Source organism: Micromonospora sp. NPDC049801 (genome assembly GCF_040656575.1).
Lineage (GTDB): Bacteria > Actinomycetota > Actinomycetes > Mycobacteriales > Micromonosporaceae > Micromonospora.
In genome coordinates, this window is record NZ_JBFAMS010000004.1 from 189,896 (window position 1) to 208,845 (window position 18,950).

The window sequence follows — 18,950 nt, forward strand, 5'->3', positions numbered from 1 at the left end:
CGAGTCCCGGTCAGCTGGCGGCGACGAAGACCCGGGAGGCGACCTCGCGGGGCAGCCGTACCCGGTCACCGGAGCGGTCGATCGACACCCCGTCGCGCTCCTGGGCCACGGTCACCGTGGCGCCCGGGTCGACGCCCGCGGCGTGCAGTTGGCGCAGCACGTCGGAGTCGGTCTGCACGCTCTCGCAGATCCGGCGGACCACGACCGGCCCGGACAGCCCGGGGAACGCCAGGTTGCGCTCGCCCTCGCCGGCCTCGCTGGCCGGGGCCCCGGGGGAGCCCAGCTCCTCCAGACCCGGGATCGGGTTGCCGTACGGCGAGCGGGTCGGCCGGTTGAGCAGGTCGTACACCCGCTTCTCGACGGCGTCGCTCATCACGTGCTCCCAGCGGCAGGCCTCCTCGTGGGCCTCCTCGTAGGGCATCCCGATGACGTTGACGAGCAGCAGCTCGGCGAGGCGGTGCTTGCGCATCACGGCCACGGCGGTGCCCCGGCCGAGCGCGGTGAGCGTCAGGTGCCGGTCGCCCTCGACGGTGAGCAGGCCGTCGCGCTCCATCCGGGCCACGGTCTGGCTGACGGTGGGGCCGCTCTGCTTGAGGCGCTCGGCGATCCGGGCGCGCAGCGGCGGCACTCCCTCCTCCTCCAGCTCGAGGATGGTGCGCAGGTACATCTCGGTCGTGTCGACCAGATCGTGAGACTTCATAAGGTAAGCGGCCCTCCGATGCACGATGCTACCCTGCCGCGCGCCGAGCGACCGCTGCCGAATCGCACCGTGCTGACCCGGATGGTGTTGGATGGTCGCCATGTCCGGTACCGAGGAGCTGCTCGTCGAGGTGGACCGGCTCGCCGCCGAACTCGACCACGCCGACCCGCCCACCCTGCTCGACGTCCGCTGGCGGCTCACCGGCCCGCCCGGCCACGACGACTACCTGGCCGGCCACCTGCCCGGCGCGGTCTTCGTCGACCTGGACACCGCGCTGTGCGGGCCGCCCGGCGTCGGCGGCCGGCACCCGCTGCCCGACCCGGGCGCGCTGCGGGGGGCGCTGCGGGCCGCCGGCGTCCGTTCCGGTCACCCCGTGGTGGTGTACGACGGCGGCGACGGCCTGGCCGCCGCCCGCGCCTGGTGGACGTTGCGGTGGGTCGGGCACCGGCCGGTGCGCCTGCTGCACGGGGGCTTCCCGGCCTGGGTCGCCGCCGGCCGACCGGTCTCCACCGAAGCGCCCACCCCGCGCCCCGGCGACGTCGAGGTGCGCCCCGGTGCGCTCCCGGTGCTCGACGCCGGGCAGGCCGCCGCCCTGGCCTGCGCCGACGACGCCGTGCTGCTCGACGTGCGGGCGGCGCCGCGCTTCCGGGGCGAGGTCGAACCGATCGATCCGGTCGCCGGTCACGTGCCCGGCGCGGCGAACCTGCCCGCCGGCGAGTACGTGGGCGCCGACGGGCGCTTCCCGGCCGCCGAGGTGCTGCGGGACCGGTTCGCCGCCGTCGGCGTCCAGGGGGCGCGGGAGGTCGGGGCGTACTGCGGTTCCGGTGTCACCGCCGCGCAGGCGGTTCTCGCGCTGCACCTGGCCGGCCGGCCGGACGCCGCGCTGTACGTCGGGTCGTGGAGCAACTGGGTCGCCGACGCGTCCCGGCCGGTCGCCACCGGGCCGACACCAGAGCGCTGACCAGCGCGTGCGACGGGCCGACGACGGTCCTCGTGCGACGATGGGCTCATGTCCGACGACACGGTGGTGGTGTGGGACCCCGCGCTGCTCGCCTACAACCTGGGTGACCATCCGCTCGACCCGGTCCGGGTGGAGCTGACCGTCGCGCTCGCCCAGGAGTTGGGCGTCCTGACCCGACCCGGTGTGCGCGTGGTCAAGCCGGAGCCCGCCGACGACGCCCTGCTGACCCGCGTGCACGACCCGGCCTACCTGGCCGCCGTACGGGCCGCGCCGCGCGACCCGCTGTTCGCCGGGTACGGGCTGGGCACCTCCGACAACCCGATCTTCGAGGGGATGCACGAGTCGAGCGCGTTGATCGCCGGCGCGACGGTTGCCGCCGCGGAGGCGGTCTGGCGGGGGGACGCCCGTCGGGCCGTCAACGTGGCCGGTGGCCTGCACCACGCGATGCCCGCCCGGGCGTCCGGTTTCTGCGTCTACAACGACCCGGCGGTGGCCATCGCCCGGCTGCTCGACCTGGGCGCGGAGCGGATCGCGTACGTCGACGTGGACGTGCACCACGGCGACGGTGTGCAGGACATCTTCTGGGACGACCCGCGGGTGCTCACGGTCAGCCTGCACGAGACGCCGCTGGCGCTCTTTCCCGGTACCGGCTTTCCCGACGAGACCGGCGGGCCGGGCGCGCAGGGCAGCGCGGTGAACATGCCGCTGCCTCCGGGCGTCGACGACGCCGGCTGGCAGCGGGCGTTCCACGCGATCGTGCCGTCGGTGCTGCGCGCGTTCCGCCCGCAGGTGCTCGTCACCCAGTGCGGCGCGGACGGGCACCGGCTGGACCCGCTGGCCGATCTGAACCTGACGGTGGACGGGCAGCGCGCGACCTACCTTGCGCTGCGGTCGCTCGCCGACGAGCTGTGCGAGGGCCGCTGGGTCGCCACCGGCGGCGGCGGGTACGCGCTGGTCGAGGCGGTGCCCCGGGCGTGGACGCACCTGCTGGCCGTGGCGACCGGCGACCCGATCGACCCGGCGACGCTCACCCCGCTCGCCTGGCGGGAGTTGGCGGCGGCCCGTCGACCGGGCCGGGAGATCCCGCTGCGGATGACCGACGACGCCGACCCGTCGTACGAGCCGTGGCAGCCGACGGGCGAGCCGAACGCGGTGGACCGGGCCATCGCGGCGACCCGCAAGACCGTCTTCCCGCTGCTCGGGCTCGATCCGTACGATCCGCGGGACTGAGCCGGGCCGTTTCCGGTGACGAACGTGGACCAACCCGCCGACGTGCTGCTCAGCGATGGCAGCACGGTCCAGTTGCGACAGATCGACCCGACGGACGCGCCGGGCGTGGTGGCGATGCACAGCCGGTTCTCCGAGCGCACCCGCTACCTGCGGTACTTCTCGCCGTACCCGCGCATCCCGGAACGCGACCTGATCCGCTTCGTCACGGTCGACCACCACGACCGGGAGGCGTTCGTGGTGCTGGCCGCCGACCAGATCGTCGCGGTCGGCCGGTACGAGCGCCTGGGCCCGCAGGCGCCCGAGGCGGAGGTGGCCTTCGTGGTGGAGGACGCCTTCCAGGGCCGGGGCATCGGCTCGGTGCTGATGGAGCACCTGGCCGACGCCGCCCGGCGCAACGGCATCATGAGCTTCGTCGCCGAGGTGCTGCCGGCCAACGGGACGATGCTGCGGGTCTTCGCCGACTTCGGCTACCAGGTCCAGCGCGCGTACGCCGACGGCGTGGTGCACCTGAGCTTCCCGATCGCCCCGACCGAGGCCACCCTGGAGGTGCAGCGCGGCCGGGAGCACCGCACCGAGGCGCGTTCGATCGCCCGCCTGCTCGCGCCGCGGGGCATCGCCGTCTACGGCGCGAGCGCCACCGGGCAGGGCGTCGGCGCGGCGGTGCTCGGGCACCTGCGCGACGGCGGGTTCACCGGCGCGGTCGTGCCGGTGCATCCGAGCGCGTCGACGGTGGCCGGGCTGCCCGCGTACCCGAGCGCTGTCGACGCCCAGGTGGCGGTGGACCTGGCGGTGGTGGCGGTCCCGCCGGAGGCGGCGACCGCGGTGGTCGCCGACGCGGCCGCCGCCGGCGTGCACGGCCTCGTCGTGATCTCGGCCGGCTTCGCCGAAGCCGGCGGCGAGGGCGCGGCCACCCAGCGGTCGCTGGTCCGCGCGGCCCACGCCGCCGGCATGCGCGTGGTCGGCCCGAACTGTCTGGGCGTGGCCAACACCGATCCGACGGTACGCCTCAACGCCACGCTCGCGCCCGCGCTGCCGCCGGCCGGTCGGGTGGGGATCTTCAGCCAGTCCGGCGCGTTCGGGGTGGCGCTGCTCGCCGAGGCGGACCGGCGTGGCCTCGGCCTGTCCAGCTTCGTCTCCGCCGGCAACCGGGCCGACGTGTCCGGCAACGACCTGTTGCAGTACTGGCAGGACGACCCCGGCACCGACGTGATCATGCTGTACCTGGAGACGTTCGGTAACCCGCGCAAGTTCGCCCGGCTGGCCCGGCGGATCGGTCGCGCCAAACCGGTGGTGGCGCTCGCCTCACCGGCCCGCCCGCCCGGGGTCGGTGACGCCGCCGGCCCGGACGAGGTGGCGGTGGCCGCGCTCTTCGCCCAGTCCGGGGTGATCCGGGTGGACACGGTGGCGGAACTGCTCGACGTGGGGGTGCTGCTGGCCAACCAGCCCCTGCCCACCGGCGACCGGGTCGGCGTGGTCGGCAACTCGTCGGCGCTGACCGGGTTGGCGGCGACGGCGTGCGTCGCGCAGGGTCTGACCGTGGCCGACGGCTACCCCCGTGACGTCGGGCCCAGCGCCGGGGCCGCCGAGTTCGCCACCGCCCTCGCTGAGACGGCCGGCGACGACCGGGTGGACGCCCTCGTGGTGGTCTTCGCCCCACCGCTGCCCGGTCAACGCGCCGACGTGGACGCCGACGTCACCGCCGCCGTTCCGGCGGCCCTCGCCCTGGGCAAACCGACCGTGGCGACCTTCCTGGTCGGCCGGCTGCCCGCCGGGGTGCCCGCGTACGGCGGCGTGGAGGAGGCCGTCCGCGCCCTCGCCCGGGTGCACCGGTACGCGCGGTGGCTGGGCCGCCCGTCCGGCGTGGCACCCGAGCTGCCCCGCATCGACCGGGACGCCGCGCAGGCCGCGCTGCGCGCCGACCCCGTCGACGCGGGGGCGCTGCTGGCCGCGTACGGCATCGGGACCGTGCCGTCGACGCTCGTGGACACGGTCGACGCGGCGGCCGAAGCGGCGGCGAGGGTGGGTCTCCCGGTGGCGCTCAAGGCTGCCGATCCGGGGCTGCGGCACCGGCTCGACCTGGGAGCGGTCCGTCTCGACCTGCGCGACGAGGCCGGCGTCCGCCGCGCGTACACCGAGATGGCCGCCGGCTTCGGCGCGGACGTGCTGGTGCAGCCGATGGTCCCGCCCGGGGTGGCCTGCGTGGTGGAACTGGTGGAAGATCCGGCGTTCGGCCCGGTGGTCGGCTTCGGCCTCGGGGGAGTCGCCACCGACCTGCTCGGGGACCGGGCCTGGCGGGCGGTGCCGCTCACCGACACCGACGCCGCCGAACTGGTGGACGAGCCCCGCGCGGCGCCGCTGTTGCGGGGACACCGGGGCGCCGCGCCGGTGGACCGCGCGGCCCTGGCCGACCTGCTGCTGCGGGTCGGTCAGCTCGCCGACGACCAGCCCCGGGTACGTTCGGTCACCCTCAATCCGGTGCTCGCCCGCCCGGACGGCATCTCGGTCCTGCACGCCCAGGTACGCGTCGGCGGCGTGGCCGCCCGGCCGGACACCGGCCCCCGCCGCCTGTGAGGGCGCGCGTCGGTCAGGCGCGGCTGGAGATCTGCTGTACGCCCCAGGTGTTTCCGTCCGGGTCGGCGAAGAAGACGAAGCCGACATTGTCCAGCGGGTCGGGCACCGGTCGGGGGTTGACGCCCACCACCTGGATCTCGCTGACCCGCACGCCCCGCTCGACCAGCTCGGCGTGGGCCCGCTTCAGGTCGGGCACGACCAGTTGCAGGCCCCTGAGCGAGCCGGGCGGCATCTCCGGGACGACGCCCTTGCCGACCACGATCGAACAGCCGGAACCGGGCGGGGTCAGCTGCACGATGCGCGCGTCGTCACCGATCACGGTGTCGTGGTCGACGGCGAAACCAAGCTGGTCGGCGTAGAAGCTCTTCGCCCGGTCCACATCCGACACGGGCACGATCACGACTTCCAGCGTCCAGTTCACGGGTGGCCTCTCGTCGGGTCTCCAGTCAACCATCGCGGCAAGGGGGAAGGCCCCGGCGAACCGCCAGGGCCTTCCACAACTTCGGGCGCGTCAGCAGGCGTACGCCTCCAGGCGCTGGGCCCGCTCCGGCGCGCGCAGCTTCAGCAGCGTCCCCTTCTCGATCTGCCGGATACGCTCGCGGGACAGGCCGAACTCCCGGCCGACCTCGTCCAGGGTGCGCTGCCGGCCGTCGTCCAGCCCGAACCGGAGCCGGATGACCGCCTGCTCCCGCTGCGACAGCGTGGCCAGCACGACACTCACCTCGTTACGCAGCTCGCCCTGCGCGGCCCCCTCGCCCGGGTCGGTACGCGGGTCCACCGCGGCCACGAAGTCACCGAGCGCGCTCTCCCCGTCGTCGCCGACGGCCTGGTCCAGGCTGACCGGCTCCCGGTCGTACGAGATGAGTTCGATGACCTGGAACTCGGGGATCTCCAGCGCCCGTGCGATCTCCGCGACGCCTGGCTCGCGGCCCAGCGTCACCGCCAGCTCGCGGCGGGCCCGGACCATCCGGTTGACCTGCTCGACCATGTGCACCGGGATACGGATGGTGCGGGCCTGGTCGGCCATGGCGCGGGTGATGGCCTGCCGGATCCACCAGGTGGCGTACGTGGAGAACTTGTAGCCCTTGGCGTAGTCGAACTTCTCCACCGCCCGGATCAGACCGAGGTTGCCCTCCTGGATGAGGTCGAGGAAGGCCATCCCGCGTCCGGTGTAGCGCTTGGCGATGCTGACCACCAGCCGCAGGTTCGCCTCCAGCAGGTGGTCCTTGGCCGCGCGGCCCTCGACGACGATCAGCTCCAGGTCGGCCCGCAGTTCGTCCGAGACCGGAGTGCAGGTGGCGAGCTTCTCCTCGGCGAACAGTCCGGCCTCGACCCGCCGGGCCAGCTCGACCTCCTGCGCGGCCGTCAGCAGCTTCGTCCGGCCGATGCCGTTGAGGTACGCCCGGACCAGGTCGGTGGAGATGCCGCGCTCGTCGGTGGCGTCCAGGTCGGTGAGGGCCTCGGTCTCGGTGCTGGTGGCCGGGCGCGTCCGGTGTTCCGTCATCTTCGTCTCCCCGTATCCCACGTCTGTGCCGTGTCTCCGGCCCAGTGGTGCCGGTGTGAGACACAGCTTGGCGGGCGGGACGTGAAACGGGAGTGAGCTGATCGCGGACCCGACAGCAATCCCGCAGGATCGCCACAAAAAACTGTCACCAGCCCGCTTGCCGCCCCCCCCCGGGCCCCCCGACGCTCCCGGCGCTGTCGACGCTCCCGGCGCTCCCGGCGCTGTCGACGCTCCCGGCGCTGTCGACGCTGTCGGCGCTGTCGACGCTGTCGGCGCTGTCGGCGCTGTCGGCGCTGTCGGCGCTGTCGGCGCTGTCGGCGCTGTCGGCGCTGTCGGCGCTCCCGGCGCTCCCGGCGCCCCCGACGCTCCCGGTGATCAAGAGGTTTGCGTCAAGAATCGTGCGGAATTTGACGCGAACCTCTTGATCGACGCGGGGAGGGGGGAAGGGGAGAGGGAGGAGGGGAGGGGGGAAGGGGAGGGGAGGGGTTAGAGGTCTAGGAGGATTGTTTTGGGGCCTGTGTTGGTGCTTTCCACGAGCATGTGGGTGCGGAAGCGGCCGGTTTCGACCTTCGCCCCGCGTTGGCGCAGGGCTTCCACCACCGCCATCACCAGGGGTTCGGCCATCTCGGCGGGGGCCGCTGCTGTCCAACTCGGACGGCGGCCCTTGCGGGCGTCGCCGTAGAGGGTGAACTGGCTGACCACCAGGATCGGCGCCCCGACGTCGGCGGCGGACCGCTCGTCGTCCAGGATGCGCAGCTCGTGCACCTTGCGGGCCATCGTCGCGGCGGTCTCGGCGGTGTCGGTGTGCGTCACGCCGAGCAGCACCAGCAGGCCGTCCTCGATCGCACCGACGACCTCGTCGTCCACCGTCACGCTGGCCCGCCCGACCGTCTGCACCACGGCCCGCATCAGCGCACCACCGCCGCTGTCGGCACCAGCGCCGCCGCTGTCGGCACCAGCGCCGCCGCCGTCGGCACCAGCGCCGCCGCCATCGGCACCAGCGCCGCCGCCGTCGGAGGCACCAGCGCCGCGGGTGTCGGCACCAGCGCCGCCACCGTGGGCACCGCTGCCGCCGCAGGAATCGGCGGCAGCGTCGCCGCGCCGGTCCGCGGCATCACTCGGTCACCGGCTGGATGAAGCCGCGCTCGACCAGGTGCGCGACGATCGGGCCGGCGGCCTCGGCCATCTCGGCGGGTTCGACGTCGTGGGCGGCCGCGAGCAGGGCGAGCTGGTCGCGGAGCGGTAGGCGGCCGTCCGCCCCGCCGACCAGCGCCAGCACCAACGGGTCGATCTCCTCGGTCCAGCGCAGGCCGTGCGGCATCGCGAGCACCTGCCGGTCGACCGCCCAGCCCTCGTCACCCATGGTGGCCTCCTGGCGGAGCTGGAGACCGTCGGCGGCCCGGTAGCGTTCGGCGAGCAACGCCTCCGTGTCCCGTACCCGCAGGAAGTCCTGGCGGTCGAACCACGCGCCGATCTGGTCGCCCAGCGGCGGCTGGACCCGCTGGCGCAGGTCCTCCACGCGGACCACCGGATCGGCGTGGCCGCCGCGGCGCAGGGACACGATCCCGAAGCCGATCGCCTCGATCTTGTGCTGGTCGAACCAGTCCAGCCAGACGGCCGCCCGTTGCGGGTCGGCGCCCTCACCGACGTCGGTGAGCCACAGGTCGACGTACGCCATCGGATCGGCGACCTCGCGCTGGATCACCCAGGCGTCCAGGCCGGTTCCCGCGAACCAGCCGGCCACCCGCTCGTCCCACTCCTCACCGGCGACGTGCACCCAGTTCGCGAGGTACTGCATGGTGCCGCCCTCGGTGAGCAGGCCGGGGGCGGCGGCGGCGAGCTCGGCGGCGATGGCGTCACCCACCCGACCCGAGTCGCGGTAGACGTGTGTGGTGGTGCCCGGGCCCACCACGAACGGTGGGTTGCTCACCACCAGGTCGAATCGACGGCCGGCCACCGGCGCGACCATGTCGCCGCGCAGCAGCTCCCAGTCCTGGCCGTTGAGGGCGGCGTTGGTCGCCGCGAAGCGCAGGGCCCGCTCGGAGAGGTCCGTGGCAGTCACCGTGTCGGCGTGGGTCGCGAGGTGCAGGGCCTGCACGCCGGAGCCGGTGCCCAGGTCCAACGCGGCGCCGACCGGCCGGCGTACGGTCGCCCCGATCAGGGTGTGGGTGGCCCCGCCGATACCGAGCACGTGTTCGGCGTGCAGGGGTCGACCGGGCCGGGCCGAGGCCGGCACGTCGGCGAGCACCCACCAGTCGTCGCCGTACGGTTCCAGGTCGACGCCCGCGCGCAGGCCCTCGTCGTACCGCTCGACGATCCCGCCGGCCAGCGCCTCGGCGAGCCCCAACGGTGCCAGCGCGGCGGCGACGGCAGTCTCCGGTTCGGTCTGGTCGCAGATGAACAGCCGGATCAGCGTGGCGAGCGGATCGCGGTCCTCGGTTGCGCGCAGCGCGGCCCGGTAGTCGTTGCGCGCGACCGAGGCGGTGGCCTGCGGGCCGAGCCGTTCGGCGATGCCGTTGCTGGTGAACCCGGCCCGGGTCAGCGCGGTCCGCAGGGCGTCGACGCCGGCGGGGGAGAGCAGCATGTCGTGTTCGTCCACGTCGCCATCCTGCCCCGCGTCGCGTCCCGGGTCGGCGGCACCCGCCGACGGACGTCGGAGCGTCGGTGTCCGACCGGGTCGGTGGGCGGGGCACGATGGTGGCCATGACGCTCGTGCTTCCCATCGGCCCCGAGGCCAACCGACTGCTGGAGCGCAGCCCGCTGGCCCTGCTCATCGGCATGACCCTGGACCAGCAGGTGCCGATGGAGAAGGCCTTCTCCTCGCCGTACGTGCTGGCGCAGCGGCTCGGTCACGACCTGGACGCGGCGGAGCTGGCCGGCTACGACACGGACGCGCTGATCGCGCTCTTCGCCACTCCGCCCGCCCTGCACCGGTTCCCCAAGGCGATGGCGACGCGGGTGCAGGAGGTCTGCCGGGTGCTCGTGGAGCGCTACGACGGCGACGCGGCGCTGCTGTGGTCGGGCGTCGCCGACGGGCCGGAGCTGCTGCGGCGCGTCGCCGACCTGCCCGGCTTCGGCAGGCAGAAGGCGCAGATCTTCGTGGCGCTGCTGGGCAAGCGGTTCGGGGTGACCCCGCAGGACTGGCGGACGGCGGCCGGCGGGTACGGCGACCCCGGCGCGTACCGGTCGGTGGCGGACGTCACCGACGCCGACTCGCTGCGCCGGGTGCGGGAGTACAAGCAGCAGATGAAGGCGGCGGCGAAGGCCGATCAGGGCTGACGTTCAGGCGGCGGTGGGGTGCGCCAGGGAGGCCAGCGCGCGCCGGACGTCGGCCAGCGAGACGGTGGCCGAGTCGTCGAGGTCGGCGAGGCCGGCCTCGATCCACTGCCGCATCAGCGTGGTGACCCCGATGCCCCGGGCGTCGGCGGCGGCGCGGACCCGCTCGTAGGTCTCCAGCGGCAGCCGGACCGACCGGCTGACCATCGGCACGTCGGTGTCGGGTGTGGGCAGGTCCACCGCGGGGCTCTCGTCGATCAGCTCGGCGAGCCGGTCGTCGCCGCTGTGGAACTGCTTCGTCGCGTCGTTGCGGTGCATCGTCACGGCCCCCCTCATCGGCGATCTCTCCGCACGGCCTCGTCGTAGCGCTTGGACTCGGCGTCGCTCAGCTCGCGGGCGGAGAGGATGTCCCAGTCGTTGTCGGTGCCATCGGCCTCGGCGAGCAGCACCGCCAGGCGACGGCCCCGGCGGGCGGCGGCGTAGACCACCATCACGTCGTCGCCCAGGTGGCGGATGACCCGTCGCGCGCTGTGCAGCGCCTCCCAGACTTCCCCGGGCGTGACGTCGTAGACCCTCAGGTTGGCCAACGCCTCGTCGGTGAAGCTGAACCTGCTGCCCACGTCGCGCAGCGTACCACGCGCGTAACACGTACCGGGATGACTCGATATTCGCTGATCACGGCTTCGTGGTGACAGGATGGGGCGTAATCCCCTCGAGGAGGTCCCTGGTGAAGCGTCAGGCGTACGAGCCGATTCTGATCACCGATGCCTCGCGCAGCCAGCACGATCAGCTCACGAGCCGTCAGCGCCGCTATGTCCTCATGATGGGCATCCGGGTGGCCTGCATCGTCGCCGGAGCGATCCTGGTCGGCGCGAACGCTCCCCTGCTCTGGCTCTGGCTGCCGCTGTGCGCCCTCGGCATGGTGCTCATCCCGTGGCTAGCCGTGCTCCTGGCGAACGACCGACCGCCCAAGGAGGAGCACCGGCTGTCCAACCGGTTCCACCCGCGGCGGCGGGTCGAGACCCCACCCATGAGCCTCACCGCCGAGGAGCGCCCTCACAAGATCATCGACGTCGAGCCCTGACCCGCCCCGCGGGCCAGGGCTCCGACGTCTCAGGCCGGTGGTCGGGCGCCGACGCTGGAGACGGCCAGCGCCCCCAGTTCGGTCGCGCGGTCCAGGGCCGCGGTCGCGGTGGCCCCGCCGAGCCAGGCGGTCAGCAGCCCGGCCGCGAAGGCGTCGCCGGCCCCGGTGACGTCCACCACCGCCACCCGCCGGGCCGCTGCCACGCTGACCGCTGCCGGGCGGCCCTCGACCCACACCGCCCCCGCCGCGCCACGTTTGACCACCACCCGCCGGGCCGTCGCCGACAACGCCCGCCCCTGCGCCGCCGGGTCCAGACCGCCGGCCAGCACCGTGGCCTCGTCCGCGTTGACCAGGAGCAGGTCGACATCGCGTACCCAACCCAGGAAGGCCCGCGCGCCGACGCGCCGCAGCGGCCCCGCGGAGGCCGCGTCGACGCTGGTGGTGAGCCCGCGCTCGCGGGCGGCGGCCAACGCCCGCAGCCCCGCTGCGCGCGACGCGGCGTCCAACAGGGTGTACGCGGACAGGTGCAGATGCCCCGCGTCGGGCGCCGCCGCGAGGGCCTTGTCGACGTGCTCGGCGCTCAACCGCAGGTTCGCGCCCCGCGACGTGATCATGGTCCGCTCGCCGTCGCCGGTCAGCACGACCACCGTGCCGGTGGGTACGCCCGGCACCCGATCGAGGACGCAGTCCACGCCCGCGCGGGCCAACTCGGCCGCCCGGTCGCGCCCCGCGTCGTCGTCGCCGACCGCGCCGACCAGCGTGACGGCCAACCCCTGGGCGGCCACCCAGGCGGCGGTGTTGGCCGCCTGGCCGCCGCCGCCGAGGCTGATCCCGGCCTCGGTGTCCGTGCCCGCCGCGAGCGGCCCGGTGAGCACCGCGACCACGTCGGTGATCACGTCTCCGACGACGACCACCCGGGTCCCAGGGGTCATGCCGGGACGGCGGAGGCGCGGGCGACCGTGGCGACCGCGATGCGCGCGGCCAGGTCGGCGTTGCGCAGGATGATCCGGATGTTGACCGCGAGGCTCGCGCCCTCGGTGGCCGAGTGGAAGTGCGCCAGCAGGTACGGCGTGACGGCCTTGCCGGTCACCCCGTCCCGCTCCAGCAGGGCCAGGCCGTCGGCGAGAGTCCGGTCGTGCAGCTCGGGGTCGAGCTGCTCGTCGACCGGCAGCGGGTTGGCGACGAGCAGCGCGCCGGTGTGCACGGCGTGCTCGTCCCTGGCGGCCAGTACGGCGGCGACCTGCTCCGGCGAGTCCACCGACCAGTCCAGGTCGAAGCCGGCGTCGGTGAGGTAGAAGCCGGGGAACCGTCGGGTGCGGTAGCCGAGCACGGCGACCCCGAGGGTCTCCAGGCGCTCCAACGTCGCGCCCACGTCGAGGATCGACTTGACTCCGGCGCAGACCACCGTGATCGGCGTCTGGGCCAGGGTGACGAGGTCCGCCGACTCGTCGAAGGTGTGCTCCGCCTCCCGGTGCACCCCGCCCAACCCACCGGTCGCGAACACCCCGATCCCGGCCGCCGCGGCCACCGCGCTGGTCGCGGCCACGGTGGTGGCGCCGTCCGCGCCGGCGGCCGCCGCCACGGCCAGGTCCCGCACCGAGAGCTTCGTCACACCATCGACGGTGGCCAGTCGGGTCAGCTGCGCGTCGTCCAGGCCGACCACCAGATCGCCACGGATCATGCCGATCGTCGCCGGCACCGCCCCGGCGTCCCGGACCGCCTGCTCGATCTCCCGCGCCACCCGCAGGTTCTGCGGGCGGGGCAGGCCGTGCGAGACGATGGTGCTCTCCAGGGCGACGACGGGTCGGCCGTCGCGCAGGGCTGCGGCGACCTCGGTGCCGTAGCTGATGCGAAAGTCAGTCACCCGGGCACCGTACGGGGTCGGACGTCGGCCGGCCTCAAGTGGACCCGGCCGTGATGACCTGCCAAACTTGTCGGTTGGAGGTGCAGACGTGAGCACAGAGGTTCTCGAGCGTCCGGAGCTGAAGGACGCCGACACCGGTCCGGAAATGTTCCACTACGTCCGCAAGGAGAAGATCGCCGAGAGTGCCGTCATGGGCACCTTCGTCGTCGCGCTCTGCGGAGAGACCTTCCCGGTCACCAAGGCGGCCAAGCCGGGCTCCCCGGTCTGCCCCAAGTGCAAGGAGATCTACGACTCGTACCGCGAGTGAACCCCGGCCGGTCCTTCGGCCGGCGACGTAGCCTGCGGCGGTGACCACCTCCACCGCCCTGCTCCTCGCCGACCTGACCGGGGTCGCGGTGTTCGCCGCCTCCGGGGCCTCGGCCGCGGTGGCCAAACGGCTCGACCTCTTCGGCGTCGCGTTCGTCGGCTTCGTGGCCGCGCTCGGCGGCGGCATCTTCCGCGACCTCGTCATCGACGAGGTGCCACCGCTGGCCTTCGCCGACTGGCGGTACGCCGCGACCGCCGCGATCACCGCGGTCGCCGTGTTCTGGCTGCACCCGCAACTTGCCCGGCTGCGCACCACCGTGCTGGTGCTCGACGCGGCGGGCCTCGCGTTGTTCACCGTGACCGGCACACTCAAGGCGCTCGACGCCCGGGTGCCGGCCGTCGGCGCCTGCCTGATCGGCATGCTGACCGCCATCGGCGGCGGGCTCGGCCGCGACCTGCTCACCGCGGAGATCCCCGTGGTGCTGCGCCGGGAGATCTACGCGGTGGCCGCGCTGGTCGGATCGGTCGCGGTCGCTCTGCTCCACCTGACCGGCCAGACCGGCCCGGTGCCGCTCACCGCCGCCGCCGTCGGCGTGTTCGGGTTGCGCCTGGTCGCGCTGCGTCGACGCTGGTCCGCGCCGGTGGCGACCCTGCGTCCACCGCACACCGGCGACCCCTGGTGAGGCCCGTCGCACCGCCGTTGCCAATGTGACCAGCGTGGCGTCGCCTGGGCCTGCGGGCGCGCGCTGGTTATGCTGAGTCGGCCTTCGCGGCAGCTACTGCGCGGAGGCGTTTTCATGGGCGGCGGTACTCGTGGCCCTCGCCCGGTGTCCGCCCTGGTGCGGTCGGAGAGGAGCTTCGCGTGGCAGCCCGGACGCCGGTGCTCGAGACGTTCCCGGCACTGCGAGCCTGGCAGCGCAAGGCCCTGGTGGAGTACCTGCGCCGGCGTACCGACGACTTCACCGCGGTCGCCACCCCGGGCGCCGGCAAGACCACCTTCGCCCTGCGCATCGCCGCCGAACTGCTCGCCGACGGCACCGTCGAGGCGGTCACCGTGGTGGCCCCGACCGAGCACCTGAAGACCCAGTGGGCCGAGGCCGCGGCCCGGGTGGGCATCCAGCTCGACGCCGCGTTCCGTAACGCCGACGTGCACTCCGCCGCCGACTTCCACGGCGCGGTGATCACCTACGCCCAGGTCGGCATGGCCCCGCAGGTGCACCGGCGACGCACGATGACCCGTCGCACCCTGGTCATCCTCGACGAGATCCACCACGCCGGTGACTCCCGCACCTGGGGCGACGGTGTCAAGGCCGCCTTCGAGCCGGCCGTACGCCGGCTCATGCTCACCGGCACGCCGTTCCGCTCCGACGACAACCCGATCCCGTTCGTCGAGTACGAGCGGGGCGGTGACGGGCTGCTGCGCTCCCGCGCCGACTCGGTGTACGGCTACGCCGACGCGCTGCGCGACGGGGTCGTCCGGCCGGTGCTCTTCCTCGCGTACTCGGGGGAGACCCGCTGGCGTACCAACGCCGGGGACGAGCTGGCGGCCCGCCTCGGCGAGCCGATGACCCAGGATCTGGTGGCGCAGGCGTGGCGTACCGCCCTGGACCCGGCGGGGGACTGGATGCCGCAGGTGCTGCGTGCCGCCGACGCCCGGCTCACCGTGCTGCGTAACGCGGGGATGCCCGACGCCGGTGGCCTGATCATCGCCACCGACCAGCAGACCGCGCGCTCGTACGCCAAGCTGATCGAGCAGGTGACCGGTGAGAAGGCCGCCGTGGTCCTCTCCGACGACCAGGGCGCGTCCGCGCGGATCGCGACGTTCGCGGCGTCCGACCAGCGGTGGCTGGTCGCGGTACGGATGGTGTCCGAGGGCGTCGACATCCCCCGGCTCGCCGTCGGCGTCTACGCCACCAGCGCCAGCACCCCGCTGTACTTCGCCCAGGCGATCGGCCGGTTCGTGCGGGCCCGCCGCCCCGGTGAGACCGCCTCGGTGTTCCTGCCCAGCGTGCCGCACCTGCTCGGGCTGGCCAGCGAGATGGAGAACGAGCGGGACCACGTCCTGGGCAAGCCCAAGGATTCCGACGGCCTCGACGACGACCTGCTGGAACGCGCGCAGCGCGACGACCAGGCCAGCGGGGAGCTGGAGAAGCGGTTCGCCGCGCTCTCGGCCACCGCCGAACTGGACCAGGTGATCTTCGACGGCGCGTCGTTCGGGACCGCCGCGCAGGCCGGCACGCCCGAGGAGGAGGAGTACCTGGGCCTGCCCGGTCTGCTCACCGCCGACCAGGTCTCCCTGTTGCTGACCAAGCGGCAGGCGGACCAACTGGCCGCCCAGCGTCGCCGTACCGCCGAGCGGGCCGCTCAGCCGGCCGCTGCGCCCTCGGCGGCGCCTCCGGTACCCCTGAGTGCCGCCCAGCGTCGTGTGGCGCTCCGGCGCCAACTCAACGCTCTGGTGGCCGCCCGGCACCACCGCACCGGCCAGCCGCACGGCAAGATCCACGCCGAGCTGCGCCGGCTCTGCGGTGGGCCGCCGAGCGCCCAGGCCACCATCGAACAGCTCGAGGAACGCATCGCCACCGTGCAGACCCTCTGACCCCACGCACCCCACGACCCCAGCACGAACGCGCGGCGGGCATCCAGCCCCTCCGCAACCCGGGCATCCCCCGCACCCCAAGCGCCCCCGCGCACCCGAGGTGCCGCGTGTCCGAGGTGCCGCGGGTCCGAGGTGCCGGCGCGCCCGAGGTGCTCCGCACCCCAGGCCCCCACGTGTCGCGTGCCCACCAAGATCGTGCTCGATCATTGATGTAGTGGTGTCACGGGTCTGTAAGGCCACTCCATCCTGGTTCGAGCACGATCTTGGCCGGCGCGGCGCGGCGCGGCGGGGGCGGGGGCGGGGCGGGGCGCGGAGGGGCCCGGTGCCCAAGATCTGTGCAACTTCGGGGATGTTGCTGCCTCTCGCGCGTCGGAACCAGCAATATCCCCGAAGTTGCGTGGATCTTGGCGGGCGCTGGCCTGGCCTGGGCAGGGCGCGCTGGCCTGGCCTTAGCAGGGCAGGGCAGGGAAAAGCCGACCGGAGGCACCCCGTGTGGGGTACCTCCGGTCGGCTATGTCGGTCGCGGACTTAATTCGCCATCAGATCGGCGCCACGCCAGGTGAACTCGGGGTCCGTCGCGAACCGAACGGTGATCTTCACGAGATCCTCCGCGTACTTGTTCGCGTGGTGCCCACAGAACACCAACTCGCTCCCACCCGAGAGAGAGATACGGAGCTTGCCGGCAGCATTGCAGCGGTCGCACCGTTCATCGGCGGCTGGGGGAGCCACCGTCTCGGGCGGCGGCGTGAGGGTCGGGGTCATCGCCTTCCTCCTCTGGTCGTCACCGATGAACAATCTCTTCGGTCGTTGCTCACCTATCGTGCAACACCCGTGCTGGGCCTTGCCTTCCCTGTGTGCCCGCGGGGGACCGAGGTCACACATGGCAGGGACAGTGTGCCGTGAACCCAGGGTGCCACGTCAACGATCACATTCGTGTATCCGGACGATCACCACCTGGCGTTGCACGCCAGGTGGTCAAAACGACACGTTCGGTTGACGAAACAGGCTCAGTCCAGGTAATCCCGGAGAACCTGTGACCGGGACGGGTGTCGCAGCTTGGACATCGTCTTGGACTCGATTTGGCGGATCCGCTCCCGGGTCACCCCGTAGACCTGCCCGATCTCGTCCAGCGTCCGCGGCTGACCGTCGGTCAGGCCGAAGCGCAGCCGTACGACGCCCGCCTCACGCTCGGAGAGCGTCTGCAGCACCTGCTGGAGCTGGTCCTGCAGGAGCGAGAACGAGACGGCGTCGACGGCGACCACGGCCTCGGAGTCCTCGATGAAGTCACCGAGCTGACTGTCGCCCTCGTCGCCGATGGTCTGGTCCAGCGAGATGGGCTCCCGAGCGTACTGCTGGATCTCCAGCACCTTCTCGGGTGTGATGTCCATCTCCTTGGCCAGTTCCTCCGGAGTGGGCTCGCGGCCCAGGTCCTGGAGCAGCTCACGCTGTATGCGGCCGAGCTTGTTGATGACCTCGACCATGTGCACCGGGATACGGATGGTGCGGGCCTGGTCGGCCATGGCGCGGGTGATGGCCTGCCGGATCCACCAGGTGGCGTACGTGGAGAACTTGTAGCCCTTGGTGTAGTCGAACTTCTCGACCGCCCGGATGAGACCGAGGTTGCCCTCCTGGATGAGGTCGAGGAAGGCCATGCCGCGTCCCGTGTACCGCTTGGCCAGGGACACGACCAGACGGAGGTTCGCCTCGAGCAGGTGGTTCTTGGCGCGCTCGCCGTCGCGGGAGATCCAGCCCAGGTCGCGGACCATCTCCCGGGCGAGCTTCTCCTCGCCCTCGTCGGCCGCGCGCAGCTGCTCGGCGGCGTAGAGCCCGGCCTCGATCCGCTTGGCCAGCTCCACCTCCTGCTCGGCGTTGAGCAGCGGGACCTTGCCGATCTGCTTCAGGTACGCCCGCACGGAGTCGGCGGAGGCGGTCAGCTCGGCGTCGCGCCGAGCCTGCTTGAGCGCCTCGGACTCCTCGTCGTCCCACTCGAAGTCGTTGTCGGTGGCCGACGCGGCGGCGTCGGTCTCGGCGGCCTGGGCCAGCTCGGCCGGCTCCTCGACCACCACGTCCTCGATGGTGGCGGCGAGCTCCTCCGGGTCGATTTCACCCTCGGCGCCCTCGCCCTTGCCGGCTGCCTTGACCGGCTTGGCGCCGGCCGCCGCGGCCACGGTGGCCTTGGTCGCGCGGGTGGACTTGGTCGCCTTGGCCGGGGTGGCTGCCGCGGCGGCGACCCCGGCGGTCTTGCGAGCGGCCACCTTGCGCGGGGCGGGCGTCGCCGCCGCCTCGTCGGAGGCGGGCGCCTGCTTCGGGGCGGGCGCGGCGGCCTTCTTGGTCGTCTTGGCGGTGGTGGCTCGGGACGCCGGGGTCGTCGAGCGAGCTGCGGCGACCCGGCGGCGGGTGCTGGCCGAGCCGTCCACCACCACGGTCACTCCCGCCTCGGAGAGCGCCCGCAGGATCTTCTTGGCCTGGGCCGGAGTCACCTCGGCGGTCTCGACGGTGCGCGCGAGCTGAGCCGACGTGAGCTGACCGCCAGCGCTCTGCGCATGGGCGATCAGGGTGTCGGTGAGCGAGCGAACGTCGGCGCCGGGCTGGCGGGGTTCTGTCACGAATGACCTTCCGGAGGCGAAGAGCGGGCACGGCCGGGTCGTCCGGCACGGCGGGTCAACCGGGCCGGGCGATGTGGTTGAGGAACCCCCGTGTCCCGGGCCGGCCGGTGGTCTCGGCGGCCCGCGGCGCGTGGGTAGGGGTGAATTGTAACGCCGTCTGCGGCGATCATCCTGCGCCGCACGGCGTAACGGCGGCGGGACCGCCGATTCGGCGCAGATGTGGACTTTGTAAGGATGATACTCGCGCACGGC

20 protein-coding genes are annotated in these 18,950 nt (G+C 73.3%); 8 read left to right on the forward strand and 12 right to left on the reverse strand.

Annotated features, from left to right (window positions below):
- Nucleotides 1-10: 10 nt before the first annotated feature.
- Nucleotides 11-700, reverse strand: a complete 690-nt coding sequence (locus tag AB0I89_RS09080; protein WP_355053263.1) for a metal-dependent transcriptional regulator — start codon at nucleotides 698-700, stop codon at nucleotides 11-13.
- Nucleotides 701-800: 100 nt separating this feature from the next.
- On the opposite strand from AB0I89_RS09080, the gene AB0I89_RS09085 reads away from it, so the two are divergent.
- Genes AB0I89_RS09085 through AB0I89_RS09095 form a run of 3 tightly spaced genes read left to right on the forward strand, consistent with a single transcriptional unit; the run spans nucleotide 801 to nucleotide 5,462 of the window.
- A complete protein-coding gene (locus AB0I89_RS09085; protein ID WP_357122675.1) occupies nucleotides 801-1,661 on the forward strand; it encodes a sulfurtransferase in 861 nt (286 codons plus the stop codon).
- Between the two features lie 48 nt (nucleotides 1,662-1,709).
- Entirely contained in the window at nucleotides 1,710-2,891 is a 1,182-nt protein-coding gene (locus AB0I89_RS09090) for an acetoin utilization protein AcuC (RefSeq protein WP_357122678.1), read from the forward strand.
- A gap of 15 nt (nucleotides 2,892-2,906) precedes the next feature.
- Nucleotides 2,907-5,462 (forward strand): GNAT family N-acetyltransferase, encoded by a 2,556-nt coding sequence (locus AB0I89_RS09095; protein WP_357122681.1) that lies wholly within the window; start codon nucleotides 2,907-2,909, stop codon nucleotides 5,460-5,462.
- A gap of 13 nt (nucleotides 5,463-5,475) precedes the next feature.
- Here AB0I89_RS09095 and AB0I89_RS09100 read toward each other — a convergent pair whose 3' ends face one another.
- From AB0I89_RS09100 to AB0I89_RS09120, 5 genes are all read right to left on the reverse strand, one after another.
- Complete coding sequence (locus AB0I89_RS09100) at nucleotides 5,476-5,883, reverse strand: VOC family protein (RefSeq protein WP_357123354.1); 408 nt, start codon at nucleotides 5,881-5,883, stop codon at nucleotides 5,476-5,478.
- Nucleotides 5,884-5,973: 90 nt separating this feature from the next.
- Nucleotides 5,974-6,966 carry an RNA polymerase sigma factor SigB gene (gene sigB, locus AB0I89_RS09105; RefSeq protein ID WP_357122684.1) on the reverse strand — a complete coding sequence of 331 codons (993 nt, stop codon included), beginning with the start codon at nucleotides 6,964-6,966 and terminating at the stop codon, nucleotides 5,974-5,976.
- Between the two features lie 486 nt (nucleotides 6,967-7,452).
- Nucleotides 7,453-7,875, reverse strand: coding sequence for a D-aminoacyl-tRNA deacylase (gene dtd, locus AB0I89_RS09110; RefSeq protein WP_357122687.1), 423 nt, complete (start codon nucleotides 7,873-7,875; stop codon nucleotides 7,453-7,455).
- Nucleotides 7,875-8,084 (reverse strand): hypothetical protein, encoded by a 210-nt coding sequence (locus AB0I89_RS09115; protein WP_357122690.1) that lies wholly within the window; start codon nucleotides 8,082-8,084, stop codon nucleotides 7,875-7,877. The genes dtd and AB0I89_RS09115 overlap by 1 nt, the downstream gene beginning before the upstream one ends.
- Nucleotides 8,081-9,565, reverse strand: coding sequence for a methyltransferase (locus AB0I89_RS09120; protein WP_357122693.1), 1,485 nt, complete (start codon nucleotides 9,563-9,565; stop codon nucleotides 8,081-8,083). Before AB0I89_RS09120 ends, AB0I89_RS09115 begins: the two co-directional genes overlap by 4 nt.
- Nucleotides 9,566-9,660: 95 nt before the next feature.
- Between AB0I89_RS09120 and AB0I89_RS09125 the strand changes: the two genes are divergently transcribed.
- A complete protein-coding gene (locus tag AB0I89_RS09125; RefSeq protein WP_357123357.1) occupies nucleotides 9,661-10,245 on the forward strand; it encodes an HhH-GPD-type base excision DNA repair protein in 585 nt (194 codons plus the stop codon).
- A 3-nt stretch (nucleotides 10,246-10,248) separates the two neighbouring features.
- On the opposite strand, the gene AB0I89_RS09130 is transcribed toward AB0I89_RS09125, so the two are convergent.
- Together AB0I89_RS09130 and AB0I89_RS09135 are read right to left on the reverse strand one after the other, a co-directional pair.
- Nucleotides 10,249-10,578 carry a hypothetical protein gene (locus AB0I89_RS09130; RefSeq protein WP_355053271.1) on the reverse strand — a complete coding sequence of 110 codons (330 nt, stop codon included), beginning with the start codon at nucleotides 10,576-10,578 and terminating at the stop codon, nucleotides 10,249-10,251.
- Nucleotides 10,575-10,862: a hypothetical protein gene (locus AB0I89_RS09135; RefSeq protein WP_282261710.1), complete on the reverse strand. Its 288-nt coding sequence runs from the start codon at nucleotides 10,860-10,862 to the stop codon at nucleotides 10,575-10,577. Before AB0I89_RS09135 ends, AB0I89_RS09130 begins: the two co-directional genes overlap by 4 nt.
- A gap of 104 nt (nucleotides 10,863-10,966) precedes the next feature.
- Here AB0I89_RS09135 and AB0I89_RS09140 point away from each other — a divergent pair, with 104 nt between their 5' ends.
- Entirely contained in the window at nucleotides 10,967-11,326 is a 360-nt protein-coding gene (locus AB0I89_RS09140) for a DUF3099 domain-containing protein (RefSeq protein WP_357123360.1), read from the forward strand.
- Between the two features lie 29 nt (nucleotides 11,327-11,355).
- On the opposite strand, the gene AB0I89_RS09145 is transcribed toward AB0I89_RS09140, so the two are convergent.
- Nucleotides 11,356-12,258 (reverse strand): PfkB family carbohydrate kinase, encoded by a 903-nt coding sequence (locus AB0I89_RS09145; RefSeq protein ID WP_357122697.1) that lies wholly within the window; start codon nucleotides 12,256-12,258, stop codon nucleotides 11,356-11,358.
- A complete protein-coding gene (locus AB0I89_RS09150) occupies nucleotides 12,255-13,190 on the reverse strand; it encodes a pseudouridine-5'-phosphate glycosidase (RefSeq protein WP_357122700.1) in 936 nt (311 codons plus the stop codon). The genes AB0I89_RS09145 and AB0I89_RS09150 overlap by 4 nt, the downstream gene beginning before the upstream one ends.
- Nucleotides 13,191-13,278: 88 nt before the next feature.
- On the opposite strand from AB0I89_RS09150, the gene AB0I89_RS09155 reads away from it, so the two are divergent.
- From AB0I89_RS09155 to AB0I89_RS09165, 3 genes are all read left to right on the forward strand, one after another.
- A complete protein-coding gene (locus AB0I89_RS09155; RefSeq protein WP_007456912.1) occupies nucleotides 13,279-13,497 on the forward strand; it encodes a DUF3039 domain-containing protein in 219 nt (72 codons plus the stop codon).
- 40 nt (nucleotides 13,498-13,537) lie between these two features.
- Entirely contained in the window at nucleotides 13,538-14,179 is a 642-nt protein-coding gene (locus tag AB0I89_RS09160; RefSeq protein WP_357122704.1) for a trimeric intracellular cation channel family protein, read from the forward strand.
- A gap of 179 nt (nucleotides 14,180-14,358) precedes the next feature.
- A complete protein-coding gene (locus AB0I89_RS09165; protein ID WP_357122707.1) occupies nucleotides 14,359-16,092 on the forward strand; it encodes a DEAD/DEAH box helicase in 1,734 nt (577 codons plus the stop codon).
- A 528-nt stretch (nucleotides 16,093-16,620) separates the two neighbouring features.
- Here the strand turns inward: AB0I89_RS09165 and AB0I89_RS09170 are convergent.
- The gene (locus AB0I89_RS09170; RefSeq protein ID WP_355053276.1) at nucleotides 16,621-16,854 is read right to left on the reverse strand and encodes a hypothetical protein; all 234 of its coding nucleotides are present in this window, start codon (nucleotides 16,852-16,854) and stop codon (nucleotides 16,621-16,623) included.
- Nucleotides 16,855-17,099: 245 nt separating this feature from the next.
- Nucleotides 17,100-18,698, reverse strand: coding sequence for an RNA polymerase sigma factor (locus AB0I89_RS09175; RefSeq protein ID WP_357122711.1), 1,599 nt, complete (start codon nucleotides 18,696-18,698; stop codon nucleotides 17,100-17,102).
- Nucleotides 18,699-18,950: the final 252 nt, after the last annotated feature.

Excerpts from the sequence above, each read along its gene's own strand:
- AB0I89_RS09080 (WP_355053263.1), bottom strand. The coding sequence starts at position 700 with ATGAAGTCTCACGATCTGGTCGACACGACCGAGATGTACCTGCGCACC.
- AB0I89_RS09085 (WP_357122675.1), top strand. The coding sequence starts at position 801 with ATGTCCGGTACCGAGGAGCTGCTCGTCGAGGTGGACCGGCTCGCCGCC.
- AB0I89_RS09090 (WP_357122678.1), top strand. The coding sequence starts at position 1,710 with ATGTCCGACGACACGGTGGTGGTGTGGGACCCCGCGCTGCTCGCCTAC.
- sigB (WP_357122684.1), bottom strand. The coding sequence starts at position 6,966 with ATGACGGAACACCGGACGCGCCCGGCCACCAGCACCGAGACCGAGGCC.
- dtd (WP_357122687.1), bottom strand. The coding sequence starts at position 7,875 with ATGCGGGCCGTGGTGCAGACGGTCGGGCGGGCCAGCGTGACGGTGGAC.
- AB0I89_RS09125 (WP_357123357.1), top strand. The coding sequence starts at position 9,661 with ATGGTGGCCATGACGCTCGTGCTTCCCATCGGCCCCGAGGCCAACCGA.
- AB0I89_RS09130 (WP_355053271.1), bottom strand. The coding sequence starts at position 10,578 with ATGAGGGGGGCCGTGACGATGCACCGCAACGACGCGACGAAGCAGTTC.
- AB0I89_RS09145 (WP_357122697.1), bottom strand. The coding sequence starts at position 12,258 with ATGACCCCTGGGACCCGGGTGGTCGTCGTCGGAGACGTGATCACCGAC.
- AB0I89_RS09170 (WP_355053276.1), bottom strand. The coding sequence starts at position 16,854 with ATGACCCCGACCCTCACGCCGCCGCCCGAGACGGTGGCTCCCCCAGCC.